Origin of the sequence: Citrobacter sp. C6_1 (assembly GCF_014596835.2) — a bacterium.
Lineage (GTDB): Bacteria > Pseudomonadota > Gammaproteobacteria > Enterobacterales > Enterobacteriaceae > Citrobacter > Citrobacter pasteurii.
Genome location: NZ_CP115031.1, coordinates 4,157,589 through 4,173,883, shown reverse-complemented (window position 1 = coordinate 4,173,883; position 16,295 = coordinate 4,157,589). Strand labels below are relative to the sequence as shown.

Genomic DNA, 16,295 nt, shown 5'->3' with positions numbered 1-16,295 from the left:
AATGGCCACAATTTAATCCTGGATATTTGATATCGTTCAGGTATCAATTCTGTGTTGATTTTTCTATCGCTGAACTCTGTAAAGAGAGCAGTGCCAATCGGTGAGCGGCGTTGGTTAAACGCTTGCCAGAGTAAGGGATGGTTTAATGACCCAAACAATAAAAAAGATGAGCCTGATTGGTCTCATCCTCATGATATTTACGTCAGTTTTTGGATTTGCCAATAGTCCTTCGGCTTTCTATTTAATGGGATACAGTGCTATTCCATGGTATGTATTTTCTGCATTGTTATTCTTTATTCCATTCGCGTTAATGATGGCAGAAATGGGGTCCGCCTATCGGAAAGAAGAGGGCGGAATCTATTCGTGGATGAATAATAGCGTTGAACCTCGCTATGCCTTTATCGGCACCTTTATGTGGTTCTCTTCCTATGTTATCTGGATGGTCAGTACTGCCGCGAAAGTCTGGGTACCTTTTTCAACCTTCCTGTTTGGCGCTGACATGACGCAGCACTGGCGTATCGTGGGGCTTGAGCCTACGCAGGTCGTCGGACTGCTCGCCGTTGGCTGGATGATTCTGGTGACCTGCGTGGCCTCCCGAGGTATTAATAAGATTGCCCGTATTACGGCAGTAGGCGGAATTGCCGTAATGTGTCTTAATTTAGTTCTGTTGTTAGTGAGTGTCGCTATTTTGTTATTAACTGGTGGCCACTTTGCTCAGGATATTAATTTTATCTCCTCGCCTAATCCGGGGTATCAGTCTGGTCTGGCCATGCTGTCATTTGTGGTATTTGCCATTTTTGCTTATGGTGGAATTGAAGCCGTTGGTGGACTGGTCGATAAAACGGAAAAACCCGAAAAGAACTTTGCAAAAGGCATTGTCTTTGCCGCTATCGTCATTTCAGTTGGTTATTCGCTGGCTATATTTTTGTGGGGTGTTAGCACCAACTGGCAGCAGGTATTAAGTAATGGCTCGGTTAACCTTGGTAATATTACTTATATCCTGATGAAAAGCCTTGGGATGACATTGGGTAATGCGCTGCACCTTTCCCCTGAAACGGCGATGACAATTGGGGTATGGTTCGCGCGAATTACCGGACTTTCTATGTTCCTCGCCTATACCGGCGCTTTCTTCACGCTCAGCTACTCGCCGTTGAAAGCGATTATTCAGGGTACGCCGAAGGCATTGTGGCCCGCGCCGATGACCAAACTGAATGCGGTGGGGATGCCGACGACCGCAATGTGGTTGCAGTGTCTGCTGGTAAGCCTGTTTATCCTGCTGGTTTCGTTTGGCGGCGATACGGCGTCAGCGTTCTATAACAAACTGACCCTGATGGCGAACGTTTCGATGACGCTGCCGTATCTGTTCCTTGCGTTGGCGTTTCCGTTCTTTAAAGCCCGCACGGGTCTGGAAAGATCATTTGTGGTCTTTAAAACCCGAGCGGCGACGCTACTGGCAACAGGTGTGGTGGTGCTGGTGGTGACGTTTGCCAACGTATTCACCATCATCCAGCCGGTGATTGAAGCCGGGGACTGGAACAGCGCATTGTGGATGACCGGTGGCCCGATCTTCTTCTCGCTGCTGGCGATGACGATTTATCAGAACTACAGCCGCCGCGTTAACCGTCAGCCGGTTCTGGTGACAGAGTAAATTGGGCCGTTGTAGGCCGGATAAGGCAATGCCGCCATCCGGCAATCAGCATCGAATTGCCTGATGGCGTTACGCTTATCAGGCCTACAAGACCCACACCGTAGCTTGGCGTCACTGCGTTCGAGCTACTCAGGTATTACAAACTTCCCGCCGGGCGACGGCCTTTTCCTGCAGAACTTAATGTTCTCCCTGTTTGCTTACCGCCGAGGCTCTCCAGACGCATCTGGAACGGTGGGAATGGCATATCAATACCATGCTCGCGGAAGCCTGCCAGAATCAGCTGGTGGATTTCATGGCGCAGCGGCATACGGTGCCCCATCTCCGCAGCATAGATACGCAGTTCGAAGATTTGAATCCCCTGCTGCAGGTCAACCAGGAAGACTTCCGGGGCAGGTGTGTCGATCACCAGTGAACAGCGGTGTGCGGCAGTAAGCAGGATCTGCGTCACCTCCTCGCTGTTCGCCTCCGACGGCGCCGGGATGGTTAACACCACGCGGGTGACCGAATCGGACAACGACCAGTTGATAAACTGCTCGGTGATAAAGGCTTTGTTGGGCACAATGATCTCTTTGCGGTCCCAGTCGCTGATGGTCGTGGCGCGGGTATTAATTTTCGTCACGCTACCGGTGAGATCGCGAATGGTCACCGTGTCGCCAATACGGATTGGTTTTTCAAACAGGATGATCAGACCGGAAATAAAGTTGGCGAAGATCTCCTGCAAGCCAAAACCCAGCCCCACACCGAGAGCGGCTACCAGCCACTGCAATTTCGACCATTCGATACCGATCATCGAGAAGCCAACCAGACCGCCAATCAGCATTAGCAGGTACTTGGTGATGGTGGTGATGGCGTAACCGGTGCCGGGGGTTAAATCCAGGTGCTGCAGCAACGCCAGTTCCAGCAATGCGGGCAGGTTTCGCACCAACTGCGTGGTGATGATAAACACCAGAATCGCAATTAACACTGCACCCAGTGTAATGGGCTCTAAACTTTCCACGCCCTGCACCGTGGAGGTGACATCCCACAGTGAGATATTTTCCAGAAAGCCGAAAGCGGAATGAATTTCTGACCACAGCACGATAACCGAAAGCAGGGCGATGAGCATCAGGATAGAACGCACCAGGCGCAGCGATTGTGCGCTGATCGCATCCAAATCTACTTCGCTTTCATCAACATCAATTGTGCCTTCAAGGCTGGTGGAATGCGGAGGTTCTTCTTCACCTCGCGCGCGTTGCGCCAGCATTTCGGCGCGTCGATGCTTGGCACGATCGAAGGCCAGACGGCGCCGTTGGATTAGCATCCAACGGCGGATGACGTGATAGACCACCAGTAACAAGAACCAAATTGCTACCGACGTCTCCAGGCGCGCCAACAGGGCTTGCGATGTTGCCAGGTAGCCCACAGCTGCCGCGAGAATAGCAATCAGCGGTGCACCCATCAGCATATTCCACAGCATGCTGTTGACCATGTTGTCGCCATTGCCTTCTTTGTCGAGATACAGCGGTATGCCGGCGCGTTTCAGGCTCAGGGTCACGATCGCCAGCGCTCCGCAAATCAGGATAAAGCACAGGCGCCCCAATGAGGCGGAGAATTCCCGGTCATTGAGGTTATCAAACATAATCACCGCCATGATCAGCGGGACAATCAGCCCGATACTCATCAGGTAATAGTGCATGGCCTTCGCGACACGGTTACGCGGCCAGCCAAAGTGGGCAATGAACAGACCGTTGGGACGCGCAAAGGTGGCGCAAATCATTACCGCCCATAGCATAGGCACCGTGGCGGTAACGCCATCGCCGATAGCAACAGCCAGCGGGTAAGGCCAGGCTTCCTGCAACCCGTAACCGAGCGTTGCCCACAGCACCGGCAGCGGTGAGGCGACGAGTATCGACCAGAATACCGTGCGTATCGTCAGCCAGAAGTGGTCCTGGGTTACTTTACCAACACGCGCTGACGAGCGTTCCAGAAAGCGGGTAAAGTGTTTACGTGAAGAAAGGCTAAACCCAACCAGCACCAGTGCACCGAACAGTGGTAGCAGCGTTTCCTTGCTGGTCAGCATCATGATAGTGGCTTTGCCAAGCTGATTAAATGTATCGAGTGAGATCAGACGGCGCAGGTCCTGAACAATGTCGACGGGCCAGGAGAGCGAGATGGGGCTGACGTCTGATGTCCAGAACAGATAACGGTGCGTCGCCTCGTTGACCTCCTTCAGGGCGTCTTCCAGTTGGCTATTGGAGACTTTTAGCTTAGTGAGCTCGAGGATCAGCGTATCGCCACCCTGTAGCAGAGAGTTCAGTAGTTCACGCTGAGTGCGTAACTGGGCGTTGAGAATGCTGCTCTGCTCAGCGGTTAGCGGTTGTCCGTCGGCCTGGTGAATTTGACGTAATTGCGGCTGCTTGTTGAGGAGGTCTTCATAGCGCATACGGTGTACGCGCAGCTGCGCCATTTCGGTATCTAACTGCTGGGGTTTGGGCATTTCTGGCAGGCGAGAAACTTGTGCACGCAGTGCTTCCCCCAGCATATTCGAGACGCCAAGCCATTGTGACTGTTCCCGCAGCGTATTCAGCGCCTGACGTACCTGCAACGTTTGGCTGGTGGCCTGACGCTGCTGGGAGGCGACCAGATCCATACGTTGCGCCTGCTGATTGAGCGCCTGAGACAGCTCACGGTTAACTTTAAACTGGTCAATGATGCCTTCCGGCAATCCTGCGCTGTTTTCTGCCAACAGTTCCGTGCTCTCCAGCGCACGTTCGGCTTCACGCTGGCGCTGGCTGTTGAGTTGGTTGCGTAATGCTTGCAGATAAGCGTCGAGTTGTTGGCTCTGCTTTTCTGCCAGTTCGGAGCGCATTCGCGCCAGTTCCTGGCGGTTATTGGCGGAAAGCTGCGCCAGTTCCAGTTCATCGACCTGGGCTTTAAGCCTGGCGGATTCCGCCTGCATCGCCTGATTGAGCGCTGAGTTACTGTTAGCTGTACCCAGGCGTCGCTCAATATCATTTAACTGGCGGCGGGCATCGGTTTGTTGCTGAGGAAGCTGGCTTAACGAGTCGGCGATTTCCCGGGCGCGATCCTGCTCCTGTTGAGCCTGGCGGCTTTTATCCAGTAACTGACTGCTGACCTGAAGGATCTCCTGGTTTAATGCATCCGTCGTGAGACCTGTTGGTACGCTACGCGGTTCGTCGCGCAGGTTGTTTAGCTGTGCGCGTAACGTGGCGGACAGCTTGGGGAAGTTATCGATAACCTGCTGATATTGTTCAGCACGCTCAAGGGAGCCTTTCCGCTCCTCAAGGGCATTCAGCGCGGACTGGAGCGCCTCAACGGTTTCTGGCTGAGCGGGTTTCGCCGCTTTTGCCTGCTCCAGTTCCTGGGTGAGTTGTTTGGCATCGGGGGCCGTCGCAGCGTACGCCCCCAGGCTGAGGCACCAGGCCATCAGAAAAGTGATAATCAGGCGCACTGCAGCGATCCCTATGGTTAACTTTCGTCTTTTTTGTCGTCAACCAGCGGGCTGACGTCGTGTTCTGCTTCGATTTCTTCTTTCGGCAATGGCGCGGGTTCTGCCTCTGGCGTCACAAAGGTCTCGGTAGAGATGGCCATTGGCTGGCCAATTTTGGTTACCGACAGATCCTGCAACTGTGCAACCAGGTTAACTTTGCCTGGCGCGAACAGGTTGATGACGGTGGAACCGAGTTTAAAGCGGCCCATTTCCTGACCTTTCAGCAGCGCCACAGAGTCTTCGCTTTCGCCTTCCGGCCATGTCCAGCGTTTGATCACGCCTTCACGCGGTGGGGTAATGGTGCCAGCCCATACGGTTTCAATGCTGCCGACGATGGTCGCGCCGACCAGAATCTGCACCATCGGGCCAAATTCGGTATCAAACAGGCAAATAACACGTTCGTTGCGGGCAAACAGGTTCGGCACATTCTGCGCGGTCAGGATGTTCACAGAGAAGAGATCGCCTGGCACGTACATCATTTCACGCAGGATACCGTTACACGGCATATGTACACGGTGGTAATCGCGTGGAGACAAGTAAGTGGTTACAAACGTCCCGTTACGGAATTTATCCGCCATCTGGTAGTTGCCTGCCAGCAGCGCTTCAAGGGTGTAGCTATGCCCTTTAGCCTGCAGCAGTTTGTCTTCTTCGATACTGCCTAACTGGTTAATTACGCCGTCAGCGGGCATGACCAGTATGTTTGGATCGGTATTGATCGGGCGTGCATCTTCGCGCAGTGGGCGAACAAAGAAGTCGTTAAAGGTACGATAGCTGGCGGTGTCCGGCTTTTGCGCCTCTTTCATATCGACCTTGTAATATTTCACGAACAGATCGATAACCAGTTTAGTCAGCCATCCTGCTCGTTTGCTTGCACCCCAACCCGCCAGGCGAGTGAGCCATAGTTTCGGCAGAATGTATTGTAGCGAAAGCTTAAATGAGTTTAACAAGGTAGCCTCCAGGCCATAATTTGTTCCCGATCCGACATATGAGCCGGATCCTGAAAAAAAGGGGGACGATTCTAGCGATGCTTAGCTTAGTTGTCAGTTGTCTGTATCAGAAAAGTTTTTACGCGTTTTTACCTGCGCCATGCTTTCCAGGATGCGGTGATAATTTTCAAACCGAATCTCAGCAATTTTCCCTTCCTCGACAGCTTCACGAATTGCACAGCCCGGATCTGCATCATGTTTACAGTCGCGGTACTTGCAATGACCTAAATAGTCATGAAATTCGACAAAGCCATCAGTGATTTGTTCCGGCTCCAGATGCCACAGCCCAAACTCACGTACACCAGGGGAGTCGATGACATCGCCGCCGTGAGGGAAGTGGTACAGGCGAGACGCTGTGGTGGTGTGCTGCCCAAGACCAGAGTTGTCGGAGACATCATTGGTCAGGATCTCTTCCTGCAGGCCGAGAAGGTTATTGAGCAGGCTGGATTTTCCTACGCCTGACTGACCGGCAAAAATGCTGATGCGATCGGTCAACGCTGCTTCAAGCGGTTTCAGACCGTCTTTGGTGCGGCTGGAGACCATCAACACGCGATAACCAATGTTGCGATAGATGTCCATCTGTTCGTTAACAAAGGCCATACCTTCGTCATCCAGCAGATCGATCTTATTCAGTACGATAATCGGTTCAACGTGCAAGGTTTCGCAAGCTACCAGATAGCGGTCGATAATATTCAGTGACAGCTCAGGTAAGATGGCTGAGACAATTACGATTTGATCAATGTTGGCCGCAATGGGTTTCACCCCGTCGTAAAAGTCCGGGCGAGTGAGTACTGAGGTACGCTCATGTACCGCCTCAACGATCCCTTTGACATTCACGCCTTCAGCCGCCGCTTTACCCGGACGCCAGACTACACGATCGCCGGTAACCAGCGAACGAATGGTACGGCGGATGTTGCAACGGTGAATTTCCCCGTCAGCAGATTCTACGTCGGCATGCATGCCAAAACGGCTGATAACGATGCCTTCAGCAGTCTCGCCGAACAGGTTGTCGTCGTAGTCGGGCTTCTCCGCGGACGTTTTAAGACGACGCTGGTGATTGGCGTTCACGCGGCGCTGTTGGCCTTTGGAGAGTTTATTCTTACTCAATCGGACTGGCTCCTGGTCGCCCATAATGGGCAAAACATTTATGATACACGCAATTTTAGATGAATATAGTCACACTGAATGTGACGCTGAAGGGTGGAAAATAGCATGAGTGCCAATGAAAACAACCTGATTTGGATCGATCTGGAGATGACAGGTCTGGATCCCGAGCGCGATCGCATTATTGAGATCGCTACGCTAGTGACTGATGCCAACCTGAATATCCTGGCTGAAGGACCGACAATTGCGGTGCATCAGTCTGATGAGCAACTGGCGTTAATGGATGACTGGAACGTACGTACGCATACCGGAAGTGGGCTGGTGGAACGCGTAAAAGCGAGCACCATGGGCGATCGTGAAGCCGAACTGGCGACGCTGGCCTTTTTAAAAGAGTGGGTTCCGGAAGGAAAATCACCTATCTGCGGCAACAGCATCGGTCAGGATCGTCGTTTCCTGTTTAAATATATGCCGGAGCTGGAGGCGTATTTCCATTATCGCTATCTGGACGTCAGCACGCTTAAAGAGTTGGCCCGTCGCTGGAAACCAGAGATCCTTGATGGCTTCAAGAAACAAGGAACGCACCAGGCGATGGACGATATTCGTGAATCGGTTGCCGAGCTTGCTTACTATCGCGAACATTTCATTAAGCTTTGATTTTGTGGATTGCCGGGTGGCGGCTACGCCTTACCCGGCCTACGAATATCGCTCCTGTGAGCTTGCACTGAGGCAGAATTGTCGCTAAATTAGACGACTTGCCGATAAATTCAGCACTTAAACAGAAAAATGAGAAAATCGCTTTTCGGGGGGTTGCAGCTAAACGGATTTCTCGTATAATGCGCCTCCCGTAACGACAGAGAATTACGCGTTACGGCAGCAACAAAAGCAGTACAGATTTGCGGGAATAGCTCAGTTGGTAGAGCACGACCTTGCCAAGGTCGGGGTCGCGAGTTCGAGTCTCGTTTCCCGCTCCAAAATTTGAAAATGCTTGTAAAGCACAGACCACCAATCGCAGGATTTCGAATTGCGACAAGGCGGCAACTGAATGAGTCCTTAGGAGCTTACTGAAGTAAGTGACTCAGGCGAATGAAGGCGGCCAACGCAGTAGCGGTTCGAAAGACGAAGATTATGCGGGAATAGCTCAGTTGGTAGAGCACGACCTTGCCAAGGTCGGGGTCGCGAGTTCGAGTCTCGTTTCCCGCTCCAAAATTTGAAAGTGCTTATAAGCACAGACCACCAATCGCAGGATTTCGAATTGCGACAAGGCGGCAACTGAATGATTCCTTAGGAGCTTACTGAAGTAAGTGACTCAGGCGAATGAAGGCGGCCAAAGCAGTAGCGGTTCGAAAGACGAAGATTATGCGGGAATAGCTCAGTTGGTAGAGCACGACCTTGCCAAGGTCGGGGTCGCGAGTTCGAGTCTCGTTTCCCGCTCCAAATTCTTACCTCAATAAAAATATCCACAACGAATAATCGCGTTGGGGACGTTTTTTTTCGTCATTGACATACTCTTGTAAACAGACTTATCCACAGGTTCGGGTATTATCCCTGGAATACAAAAAACTTCGCTGGGTGAATAGTATCATTTTAACTATTTGAAATTATTGAATTAATTATCATTTCAAATTGTTAATGCGATCACTTGACGATCTTTTCCCTCTTGAATATCAATGTGTTTTTATTTTTATACACAAGCTGTGGATGACTTACGCGTCGCGCGGCAGCCCCTTTTCAATGACCCTGACCAAACGTTGTTTCTTCGGTAACTGCACCTCAACTACGCAGGCATTTCGCTTCTCAATTTGCTGAGCAACCGCCCAGTCTATGTGTTCGTCGAGAAGTGGGTGCTCACCTCTGCGACTTTCCAGCGCGTGAATAACCGCTTCATCCCATGGGGCATTACCCAACGCAACGGCGATATTTCGCAGCCAGCGCAGGTGGCCAATACGGCGAATGGCAGAACCTTCCGTGACTTTTAAAAACCACGCCTCGCTCCAGCTAAACAGTGCTATTAACTCTGGAGCATGAAGCTGCTTACGGGGGGAGAAGTCATCCTCTGTCGTCAACTGCGAATAGCGGTTCCACGGACAAATGAGCTGACAATCATCGCAGCCGTAAATTCGATTCCCCAGCAGAGGACGAAATTCTTCTGGGATCGCGCCTTCCAGTTCGATAGTGAGATACGAAATACAGCGGCGTGCATCTACCGTGTAGGGTTCCACGATGGCTCCGGTGGGGCAGATGGTCATACAGGCAACACACTTCCCGCAGCCTTCTTCGACTGGCTTATCGACCGGCAGGGGCAAGTCGATCAGTAATTCCCCGAGGAAGAAAAATGATCCCGCTTCGCGATTGAGGATAAGTGAGTGCTTACCTGTCCAGCCAAGCCCGGCTTTTTCCGCCAAAGGACGCTCAAGAATGGGCGCGGAATCGACAAAAGGTCTAAAATTCAGCGAAACGCAGTGCTGTTGAATCCTCTCTCCCAGCTTTTTTAAGCGGTTACGCAGCAGCTTATGGTAGTCGCGCCCAAGCGCGTAACGGCTGACGTAACCGAGTGAGGGGTTTTTCAACGTACTGGCAAAGGCTGCATTAGCAGGAAGATAGTTCATACGTACGCTGATGACGCGTAGCGTACCGGGTAATAATTCGTGAGGTCGGGCGCGCATCATGCCGTGACGGGCCATCCAGTCCATCTCGCCGTGGTATTGTTTATCCAGCCAGGCCTGCAGTTTGGGCTCCGCTTCGCTGAGGTCAGTATCGGCAATACCGACCTGCTGAAAGCCAAGCTCCAGCCCCCACTGCTTAATATTTTGCGCTAACTGATTGAGATCGAGGGGCTCTGACATGACGGACCATACAATGAAGAAAAACCTCGCAAGTATACCACACTCCATCTGGCACGCCGATGACATCAGGCGGATGGAGCAAGAGGCGGCAGACAGTTTAGGGCTGACGTTGTACGAGCTGATGCAACGGGCGGGAGAGGCGGTGTTTCAGGTCACCCGCGAACGCTATCCGAATGCCCAACACTGGCTGGTGCTATGCGGTCATGGCAACAACGGCGGTGATGGTTACGTGGTGGCAAGGCTTGCCAAAGCGCAGGGGCTTGACGTTACGTTGCTGGCGCACGAGAGTGATAAACCGCTGCCCGAGGACGCACTGCAGGCGCGTGATGCCTGGCTTAATGCGGGGGGCGTCATTCACTCTACAGACATCGTCTGGCCTGGTCGTGTGGATGTCATTATCGACGCGTTATTGGGGACCGGTTTAAAACAGGCACCGCGCGAACCTCTCCAGACGCTGATTGAGCATGCCAATGCCCATCCTGCCCCCATCGTCGCCGTAGATATTCCTTCTGGTTTGCTGGCACAAACAGGAGCGACGCCGGGGGCAGTCATCAACGCTGCGCACACCGTTACCTTTATTGCGCTCAAGCCAGGCCTGCTCACCGGTAAAGCTCGCGATGTCACCGGACGTCTGCATGTTAACGCACTCGGGCTGGACGACTGGCTGGCGGGGCAGAACGCGCCGCTGCAACGTTTTGATGCTCAACAGCTTGCGCACTGGCTAACGCCGCGTCGACCTACCTCGCACAAAGGCTCCCATGGTCGGTTGGTGATTATTGGCGGTGACCACGGCACGGCGGGTGCCATTCGTATGGCCGGTGAAGCGGCGCTGCGTGCGGGGGCTGGGTTGGTCAAAGTACTGACGCGCAGTGAAAATATCGCCCCCATTTTGACTGCCCGACCGGAACTCATGGTCGATACGCTAACGCCGAAGACGCTGGAAGAGAGCCTGGCATGGGCGGATGTTGTAGTGATAGGACCAGGGCTTGGTCAGCAGGAGTGGGGCAAAAAAGCACTGCAAAAGGTCGAGAATTTTCGCAAACCGATGCTCTGGGATGCCGATGCGCTGAACCTGCTGGCAATCAATCCCGATAAACGTCACAATCGCGTGATCACGCCGCATCCTGGTGAAGCCGCGCGGCTGCTGGGCTGTTCCATTGCAGAAATTGAAGACGATCGCTTACTTTGTGCGCAACGTCTGGTAAAACGGTACGGAGGCGTGGTAGTGCTGAAAGGCGCGGGTACGGTTGTTGCTGCTGAACAAACTGAGATGGGTATTATTGATACCGGCAATGCCGGGATGGCCAGCGGCGGAATGGGTGATGTGCTTTCCGGTATTATTGGCGCATTGCTCGGACAGAAGCTTACCCCGTATGATGCAGCCTGTGCGGGATGTGTTGCGCATGGTGCGGCAGCGGATGTGCTGGCGGCGCGTTTTGGTACGCGCGGCATGCTGGCGACAGATCTCTTTACCACGCTACAGCGTATTGTTAACCCTGATGTGATTGACGTTTATCATGATGAATCGAGTAATTCCACTACCTGATGAACAGGCGACTTTAGACCTGGGACTGCGGGTAGCTAAAGCCTGTGACGGCGCGACGGTAATTTATTTGTACGGCGACCTGGGGGCGGGTAAAACCACTTTCAGCCGGGGATTCCTGCAGGCGTTAGGCCACAAAGGTAATGTAAAAAGCCCCACCTACACGCTGGTTGAACCTTATTCGCTCGATAATTTGATGGTATATCACTTCGATCTGTACCGACTTGCGGACCCGGAGGAGCTGGAATTTATGGGGATCCGCGATTATTTTGCCAATGATGCCATCTGCCTGGTGGAGTGGCCGCAACAAGGTAAAGGTGTACTGCCAGACCCGGACGTCGAAATACACATTGAATATCAGGCGCAAGGTCGGGAGGCGCGCGTAAGCGCAGTCTCCTCATCGGGTGAATTATTGCTGGCGCGTTTAGCCGAATAACCTTAAGGGTGGCGGGATGATTTATCGCATCAGAAACTGGCTGATGGCAACCCTGGTCCTGCTGTGCGCGCAGGCAGGAGCCGCCAGCCTCTCCGATCTTCAGGTTTCCAATGGCGATCAACAGGCGCGGATCACGCTGAGCTTTATTGGCGATCCTGAATACGCCGTGACCCAGGACGGGAAACGCACCGTCGCGCTGGATATTAAACAAACCGGAGTGATTCAGGGATTACCGCTGCTGTTTAGCGGCAATAATCTGGTGAAATCTATCCGCTCCGGCACGCCAAAAGATGCGCAGTCTCTGCGCCTGGTGGTGGATTTAACCGAGAACGGCAAGGCCGAAGCCGTTAAACGCCAGAACGGCGGTAATTATACCGTTGTGTTTACCATCAAAGCGGATGCGCCACCGCCGCCGCCTCCACCTCCAGTGGTTGCTAAGCGCGTTGAAACGCCGGTTGTCGCCCCGCGTCCTGCCGTGCCTGCGCGTAACCCGTTTAAAGCAGAGAACGATCGCACTACGATCGTTACCAACAGTAATACCTCCACACGACCTGCGGCGCGCGCCAGCTCCGGCAGCGGTGAAAAAGTGGTTATTGCCATTGATGCAGGACACGGCGGGCAGGATCCGGGGGCGATTGGCCCTGGCGGCACGCGTGAGAAAAACGTCACGATTGCCGTGGCGCGCAAACTGCGCAGTTTGCTCAATGATGACCCGATGTTTAAAGGCGTACTCACCCGTGATGGCGATTACTTTATCTCGGTGATGGGGCGTTCAGACGTCGCGCGTAAACAAAACGCCAATTTCCTGGTCTCTATCCATGCGGATGCCGCGCCAAACCGGGATGCCACCGGCGCTTCCGTCTGGGTACTGTCCAACCGTCGGGCGAACAGTGAGATGGCCGGCTGGCTGGAACAGCACGAGAAGCAATCAGAGCTGTTGGGCGGCGCAGGCGATGTGCTGGCAAACAGCCAGTCCGATCCTTATCTCAGCCAGGCCGTGCTGGATCTGCAGTTCGGCCATTCGCAACGTGTCGGGTATGATGTGGCGACCAGCATGATCGGCCAGTTAGAACGTATTGGCTCGATGCATAAACGCCGCCCGGAACACGCCAGCCTTGGCGTATTACGCTCGCCGGATATCCCGTCAGTGCTGGTCGAAACCGGTTTTATCAGCAACAACAGCGAAGAGCGTCTGTTGGCGAGTGATGATTATCAGCAGCAACTGGCCGAGGCGATTTACAAAGGATTGCGTAACTATTTCCAGGCGCACCCAATGCAAACCGGGCCGCAGGGCGCACCGGCGCAAACCGCCAGTGCGGTATCGCCTGGTAACACGTTAACAAATTAAGGATTAGCCATGCCGATTCAGGTTCTACCGCCACAGCTGGCGAACCAGATTGCCGCAGGCGAGGTGGTAGAACGGCCTGCGTCAGTGGTGAAAGAGCTGGTGGAAAACAGCATTGATGCCGGTGCGACGCGCATTGATATTGATATCGAGCGCGGCGGCGCCAAGCTTATCCGTATTCGTGACAACGGCTGCGGGATTAAAAAAGACGAGCTGGCGTTAGCGCTGGCCCGCCATGCCACCAGTAAAATTGCCTCGCTTGACGATCTCGAGGCCATCGTGAGCCTCGGATTTCGCGGCGAAGCGCTGGCCAGCATCAGCTCCGTTTCTCGTTTAACCCTGACGTCGCGTACACAAGAGCAGCCCGAAGCCTGGCAAGCCTATGCTGAAGGGCGCGACATGGATGTGACGGTCAAACCTGCTGCACATCCGGTGGGAACCACGCTGGAGGTGTTAGATCTGTTCTACAACACCCCGGCGCGGCGCAAGTTTATGCGCACCGAAAAAACCGAATTTACTCATATTGATGAGGTTATTCGCCGCATTGCGCTGGCACGTTTTGATGTGACGATTAATTTGTCACACAACGGCAAAATGGTGCGCCAGTACCGTGCCGTAGCGGCGGATGGACAAAAAGAGCGCCGACTGGGCGCGATATGCGGCACGCCGTTTCTGGAACATGCGCTGGCGATTGAATGGCAGCATGGCGATTTAACGCTGCGCGGCTGGGTGGCCGATCCGAACCACACAACGGCAGCGCTGGCGGAAATTCAGTACTGCTATGTGAATGGCCGGATGATGCGCGATCGGTTGATCAACCATGCTATTCGTCAGGCCTGTGAAGATAAGCTGGGCGCCGATCAGCAGCCCGCTTTTGTTCTGTATCTGGAAATCGACCCGCATCAGGTGGATGTAAACGTGCATCCAGCCAAACATGAGGTACGTTTTCACCAGTCTCGTCTGGTGCATGATTTTATTTATCAGGGCGTGTTAAGCGTCCTACAACAGCAGTTGGAAACCTCGCTGCCGTTGGTTGATGACGAAGAGCTCGCCCCAAGACATATCCCGGAAAATCGCGTAGCGGCAGGGCGTAACCATTTTGCCGAACCTGCGCCAGCGCGTGAACCTGCTACTCCCCGTTATTCTGCCTCTTCCGGCAGCGGAAGTGGTCGCCAGGGGCAGGCAAGCGTCAGTTGGCCGCATGCCCAGCCTGGATATCAAAAGCAGCAGGGCGAAATTTATCAGCGCCTGCTGCAGACACCGGCTCCGATGCACAAACCGCCGGTCGCTGAAACACCGACAGCACCTCTTACCGGCAACAGTCAGGGGTTTGGAAGGGTGCTGACTATCGTAGGGACCGACTGTGCATTACTGGAAAGCGAGGGCCAGATTCGGTTGCTGGCATTACCAGTGGCGGAACGGTGGTTGCGGCAGGCGCAGCTTACGCCCGGGCAGACCCCTGTTTGCGCTCAGCCATTGCTGATCCCGTTACGTTTAAAAGTCAACGCCGATGAAAAAGCGGCGCTGCAAAAAGGACAGAGCCAACTGGCTGAGCTGGGCATTGAATTTCAACTGGATGCGCAGCATGTGACCATCCGGGCGGTGCCTTTACCCTTACGCCAACAAAATTTACAAATCTTGATTCCTGAACTGATAGGCTACCTGGCGCAGCAAACCGTATTCGAAGCGGGCAACATTGCGCAGTGGATTGCTCGTAACCTGATGAGCGAGCATCCGCAGTGGAGCATGGCCCAGGCGATTACGCTGTTGGCGGATGTTGAGCGGCTCTGCCCACAACTCGTGAAGGCACCGCCGGGTGGTCTGTTACAACTTGTTGATTTACATTCGGTAATGAACGCCCTGAAACATGAGTGATACCTGTAAGGCGAGCCTGCCAAAGGCAATTTTTTTGATGGGGCCGACGGCCTCCGGTAAAACGGCATTAGCAATTGAATTGCGTAAAGTTTTGCCCGTAGAGTTGATAAGCGTTGATTCCGCCCTTATTTACAAGGGGATGGATATCGGCACCGCGAAGCCTGATGCTGATGAATTGAAGGCCGCACCACACCGATTGCTGGATATTCGTGATCCGGCGCAAGTGTATTCTGCTGCGGATTTTCGTCGCGATGCGCTAGCCGAGATGGCCGATATCACCGCAGCGGGGCGTATCCCGCTGTTAGTGGGTGGCACGATGTTATATTTCAAAGCGTTGCTTGAAGGGTTGTCACCGTTACCGTCGGCAGATCCGGAGGTCAGAGCCAGAATCGAGCAGCAGGCGGCAGAGCTTGGATGGGACGCGTTACACCGACAGCTTCAGGAGATTGACCCGGTAGCTGCAGCGCGGATTCATCCAAATGATCCGCAAAGACTTTCCCGGGCACTGGAAGTTTTTTTCATTTCGGGTAAAACTTTAACGGAGCTGACGCAAACGTCAGGAGATGCTTTGCCGTATCAGGTGCACCAGTTTGCGATCGCTCCGGCGAACCGTGAATTGCTCCATCAGCGAATTGAGCAGCGTTTTCATCAGATGTTAGCTTCAGGTTTTGAAGCAGAAGTCCGGGCGCTTTTTGCCCGAGGAGATTTGCATACGGATTTGCCTTCCATTCGTTGTGTCGGGTATCGCCAGATGTGGTCATACATTGAAGGCGAAATTTCACACGATGAAATGGTTTATAGAGGTGTTTGCGCCACGAGGCAGTTAGCGAAGCGGCAGATAACCTGGTTGCGTGGTTGGGAAGGGGTGCACTGGCTTGACAGTGAAAAGCCTGACCAGGCGCGAAACGAAGTATTACAGGTTGTTGGTGCTATCGCGAACTGAATGTGTACAATTGAAACGTATCGTGCGCAATTTTTCAGAACCATAAGGTTCAATACGCAAAGTCATTCAAGTTGCATCAAGG

Annotated in this window: 11 protein-coding genes and 3 tRNA genes; 10 read left to right on the top strand and 4 right to left on the bottom strand. The window is 53.4% G+C overall.

Annotated features, from left to right (window positions below):
• Positions 1-145 precede the first annotated feature (145 nt).
• Positions 146-1,648: a glutamate/gamma-aminobutyrate family transporter YjeM gene (gene yjeM / locus IB196_RS20015; RefSeq protein ID WP_188232324.1), complete on the top strand. Its 1,503-nt coding sequence runs from the start codon at positions 146-148 to the stop codon at positions 1,646-1,648.
• 136 nt (positions 1,649-1,784) lie between these two features.
• On the opposite strand, the gene mscM is transcribed toward yjeM, so the two are convergent.
• The 3 genes from mscM to rsgA form a co-directional block, all read right to left on the bottom strand.
• Positions 1,785-5,099 (bottom strand): miniconductance mechanosensitive channel MscM, encoded by a 3,315-nt coding sequence (gene mscM, locus IB196_RS20010; RefSeq protein WP_188232325.1) that lies wholly within the window; start codon positions 5,097-5,099, stop codon positions 1,785-1,787.
• Positions 5,100-5,116: 17 nt separating this feature from the next.
• On the bottom strand, positions 5,117-6,085 hold the full coding sequence (gene asd, locus IB196_RS20005; protein ID WP_188232326.1) for an archaetidylserine decarboxylase: 969 nt from the start codon (positions 6,083-6,085) through the stop codon (positions 5,117-5,119).
• Between the two features lie 93 nt (positions 6,086-6,178).
• Positions 6,179-7,231 (bottom strand): small ribosomal subunit biogenesis GTPase RsgA, encoded by a 1,053-nt coding sequence (gene rsgA / locus IB196_RS20000; protein WP_005122157.1) that lies wholly within the window; start codon positions 7,229-7,231, stop codon positions 6,179-6,181.
• A gap of 105 nt (positions 7,232-7,336) precedes the next feature.
• Between rsgA and orn the strand changes: the two genes are divergently transcribed.
• From orn to IB196_RS19980, 4 genes are all read left to right on the top strand, one after another.
• Positions 7,337-7,882: an oligoribonuclease gene (orn, locus tag IB196_RS19995; protein WP_040232952.1), complete on the top strand. Its 546-nt coding sequence runs from the start codon at positions 7,337-7,339 to the stop codon at positions 7,880-7,882.
• Between the two features lie 241 nt (positions 7,883-8,123).
• Positions 8,124-8,199 (top strand) — tRNA-Gly (locus tag IB196_RS19990).
• A 156-nt stretch (positions 8,200-8,355) separates the two neighbouring features.
• Positions 8,356-8,431: transfer RNA gene (locus tag IB196_RS19985), tRNA-Gly, on the top strand.
• A 155-nt stretch (positions 8,432-8,586) separates the two neighbouring features.
• Positions 8,587-8,662: transfer RNA gene (locus IB196_RS19980), tRNA-Gly, on the top strand.
• A gap of 269 nt (positions 8,663-8,931) precedes the next feature.
• Here the strand turns inward: IB196_RS19980 and queG are convergent.
• Complete coding sequence (queG, locus tag IB196_RS19975) at positions 8,932-10,071, bottom strand: tRNA epoxyqueuosine(34) reductase QueG (protein WP_005122159.1); 1,140 nt, start codon at positions 10,069-10,071, stop codon at positions 8,932-8,934.
• On the opposite strand from queG, the gene nnr reads away from it, so the two are divergent.
• Genes nnr through miaA form a run of 5 tightly spaced genes read left to right on the top strand, consistent with a single transcriptional unit; the run spans position 10,070 to position 16,213 of the window.
• Entirely contained in the window at positions 10,070-11,617 is a 1,548-nt protein-coding gene (gene nnr, locus IB196_RS19970; RefSeq protein WP_188232327.1) for a bifunctional ADP-dependent NAD(P)H-hydrate dehydratase/NAD(P)H-hydrate epimerase, read from the top strand. The two genes, queG and nnr, sit on opposite strands and share 2 nt — an antisense overlap.
• Positions 11,589-12,050: a tRNA (adenosine(37)-N6)-threonylcarbamoyltransferase complex ATPase subunit type 1 TsaE gene (tsaE, locus tag IB196_RS19965; RefSeq protein ID WP_003025570.1), complete on the top strand. Its 462-nt coding sequence runs from the start codon at positions 11,589-11,591 to the stop codon at positions 12,048-12,050. The genes nnr and tsaE overlap by 29 nt, the downstream gene beginning before the upstream one ends.
• 16 nt (positions 12,051-12,066) lie before the next feature.
• Positions 12,067-13,398: an N-acetylmuramoyl-L-alanine amidase AmiB gene (gene amiB, locus IB196_RS19960; RefSeq protein WP_005122164.1), complete on the top strand. Its 1,332-nt coding sequence runs from the start codon at positions 12,067-12,069 to the stop codon at positions 13,396-13,398.
• A gap of 9 nt (positions 13,399-13,407) precedes the next feature.
• Positions 13,408-15,270, top strand: coding sequence for a DNA mismatch repair endonuclease MutL (mutL, locus tag IB196_RS19955; RefSeq protein WP_188232328.1), 1,863 nt, complete (start codon positions 13,408-13,410; stop codon positions 15,268-15,270).
• On the top strand, positions 15,263-16,213 hold the full coding sequence (gene miaA, locus IB196_RS19950; protein WP_005122167.1) for a tRNA (adenosine(37)-N6)-dimethylallyltransferase MiaA: 951 nt from the start codon (positions 15,263-15,265) through the stop codon (positions 16,211-16,213). The genes mutL and miaA overlap by 8 nt, the downstream gene beginning before the upstream one ends.
• Positions 16,214-16,295: the final 82 nt, after the last annotated feature.

Bases quoted from the DNA above. Each gene is read 5' to 3' on its own strand.
- nnr (WP_188232327.1), top strand. From the start codon at position 10,070: ATGACGGACCATACAATGAAGAAAAACCTCGCAAGTATACCACACTCC.
- orn (WP_040232952.1), top strand. From the start codon at position 7,337: ATGAGTGCCAATGAAAACAACCTGATTTGGATCGATCTGGAGATGACA.
- yjeM (WP_188232324.1), top strand. From the start codon at position 146: ATGACCCAAACAATAAAAAAGATGAGCCTGATTGGTCTCATCCTCATG.
- queG (WP_005122159.1), bottom strand. From the start codon at position 10,071: ATGTCAGAGCCCCTCGATCTCAATCAGTTAGCGCAAAATATTAAGCAG.
- amiB (WP_005122164.1), top strand. From the start codon at position 12,067: ATGATTTATCGCATCAGAAACTGGCTGATGGCAACCCTGGTCCTGCTG.
- miaA (WP_005122167.1), top strand. From the start codon at position 15,263: ATGAGTGATACCTGTAAGGCGAGCCTGCCAAAGGCAATTTTTTTGATG.
- tsaE (WP_003025570.1), top strand. From the start codon at position 11,589: ATGATGAATCGAGTAATTCCACTACCTGATGAACAGGCGACTTTAGAC.
- mutL (WP_188232328.1), top strand. From the start codon at position 13,408: ATGCCGATTCAGGTTCTACCGCCACAGCTGGCGAACCAGATTGCCGCA.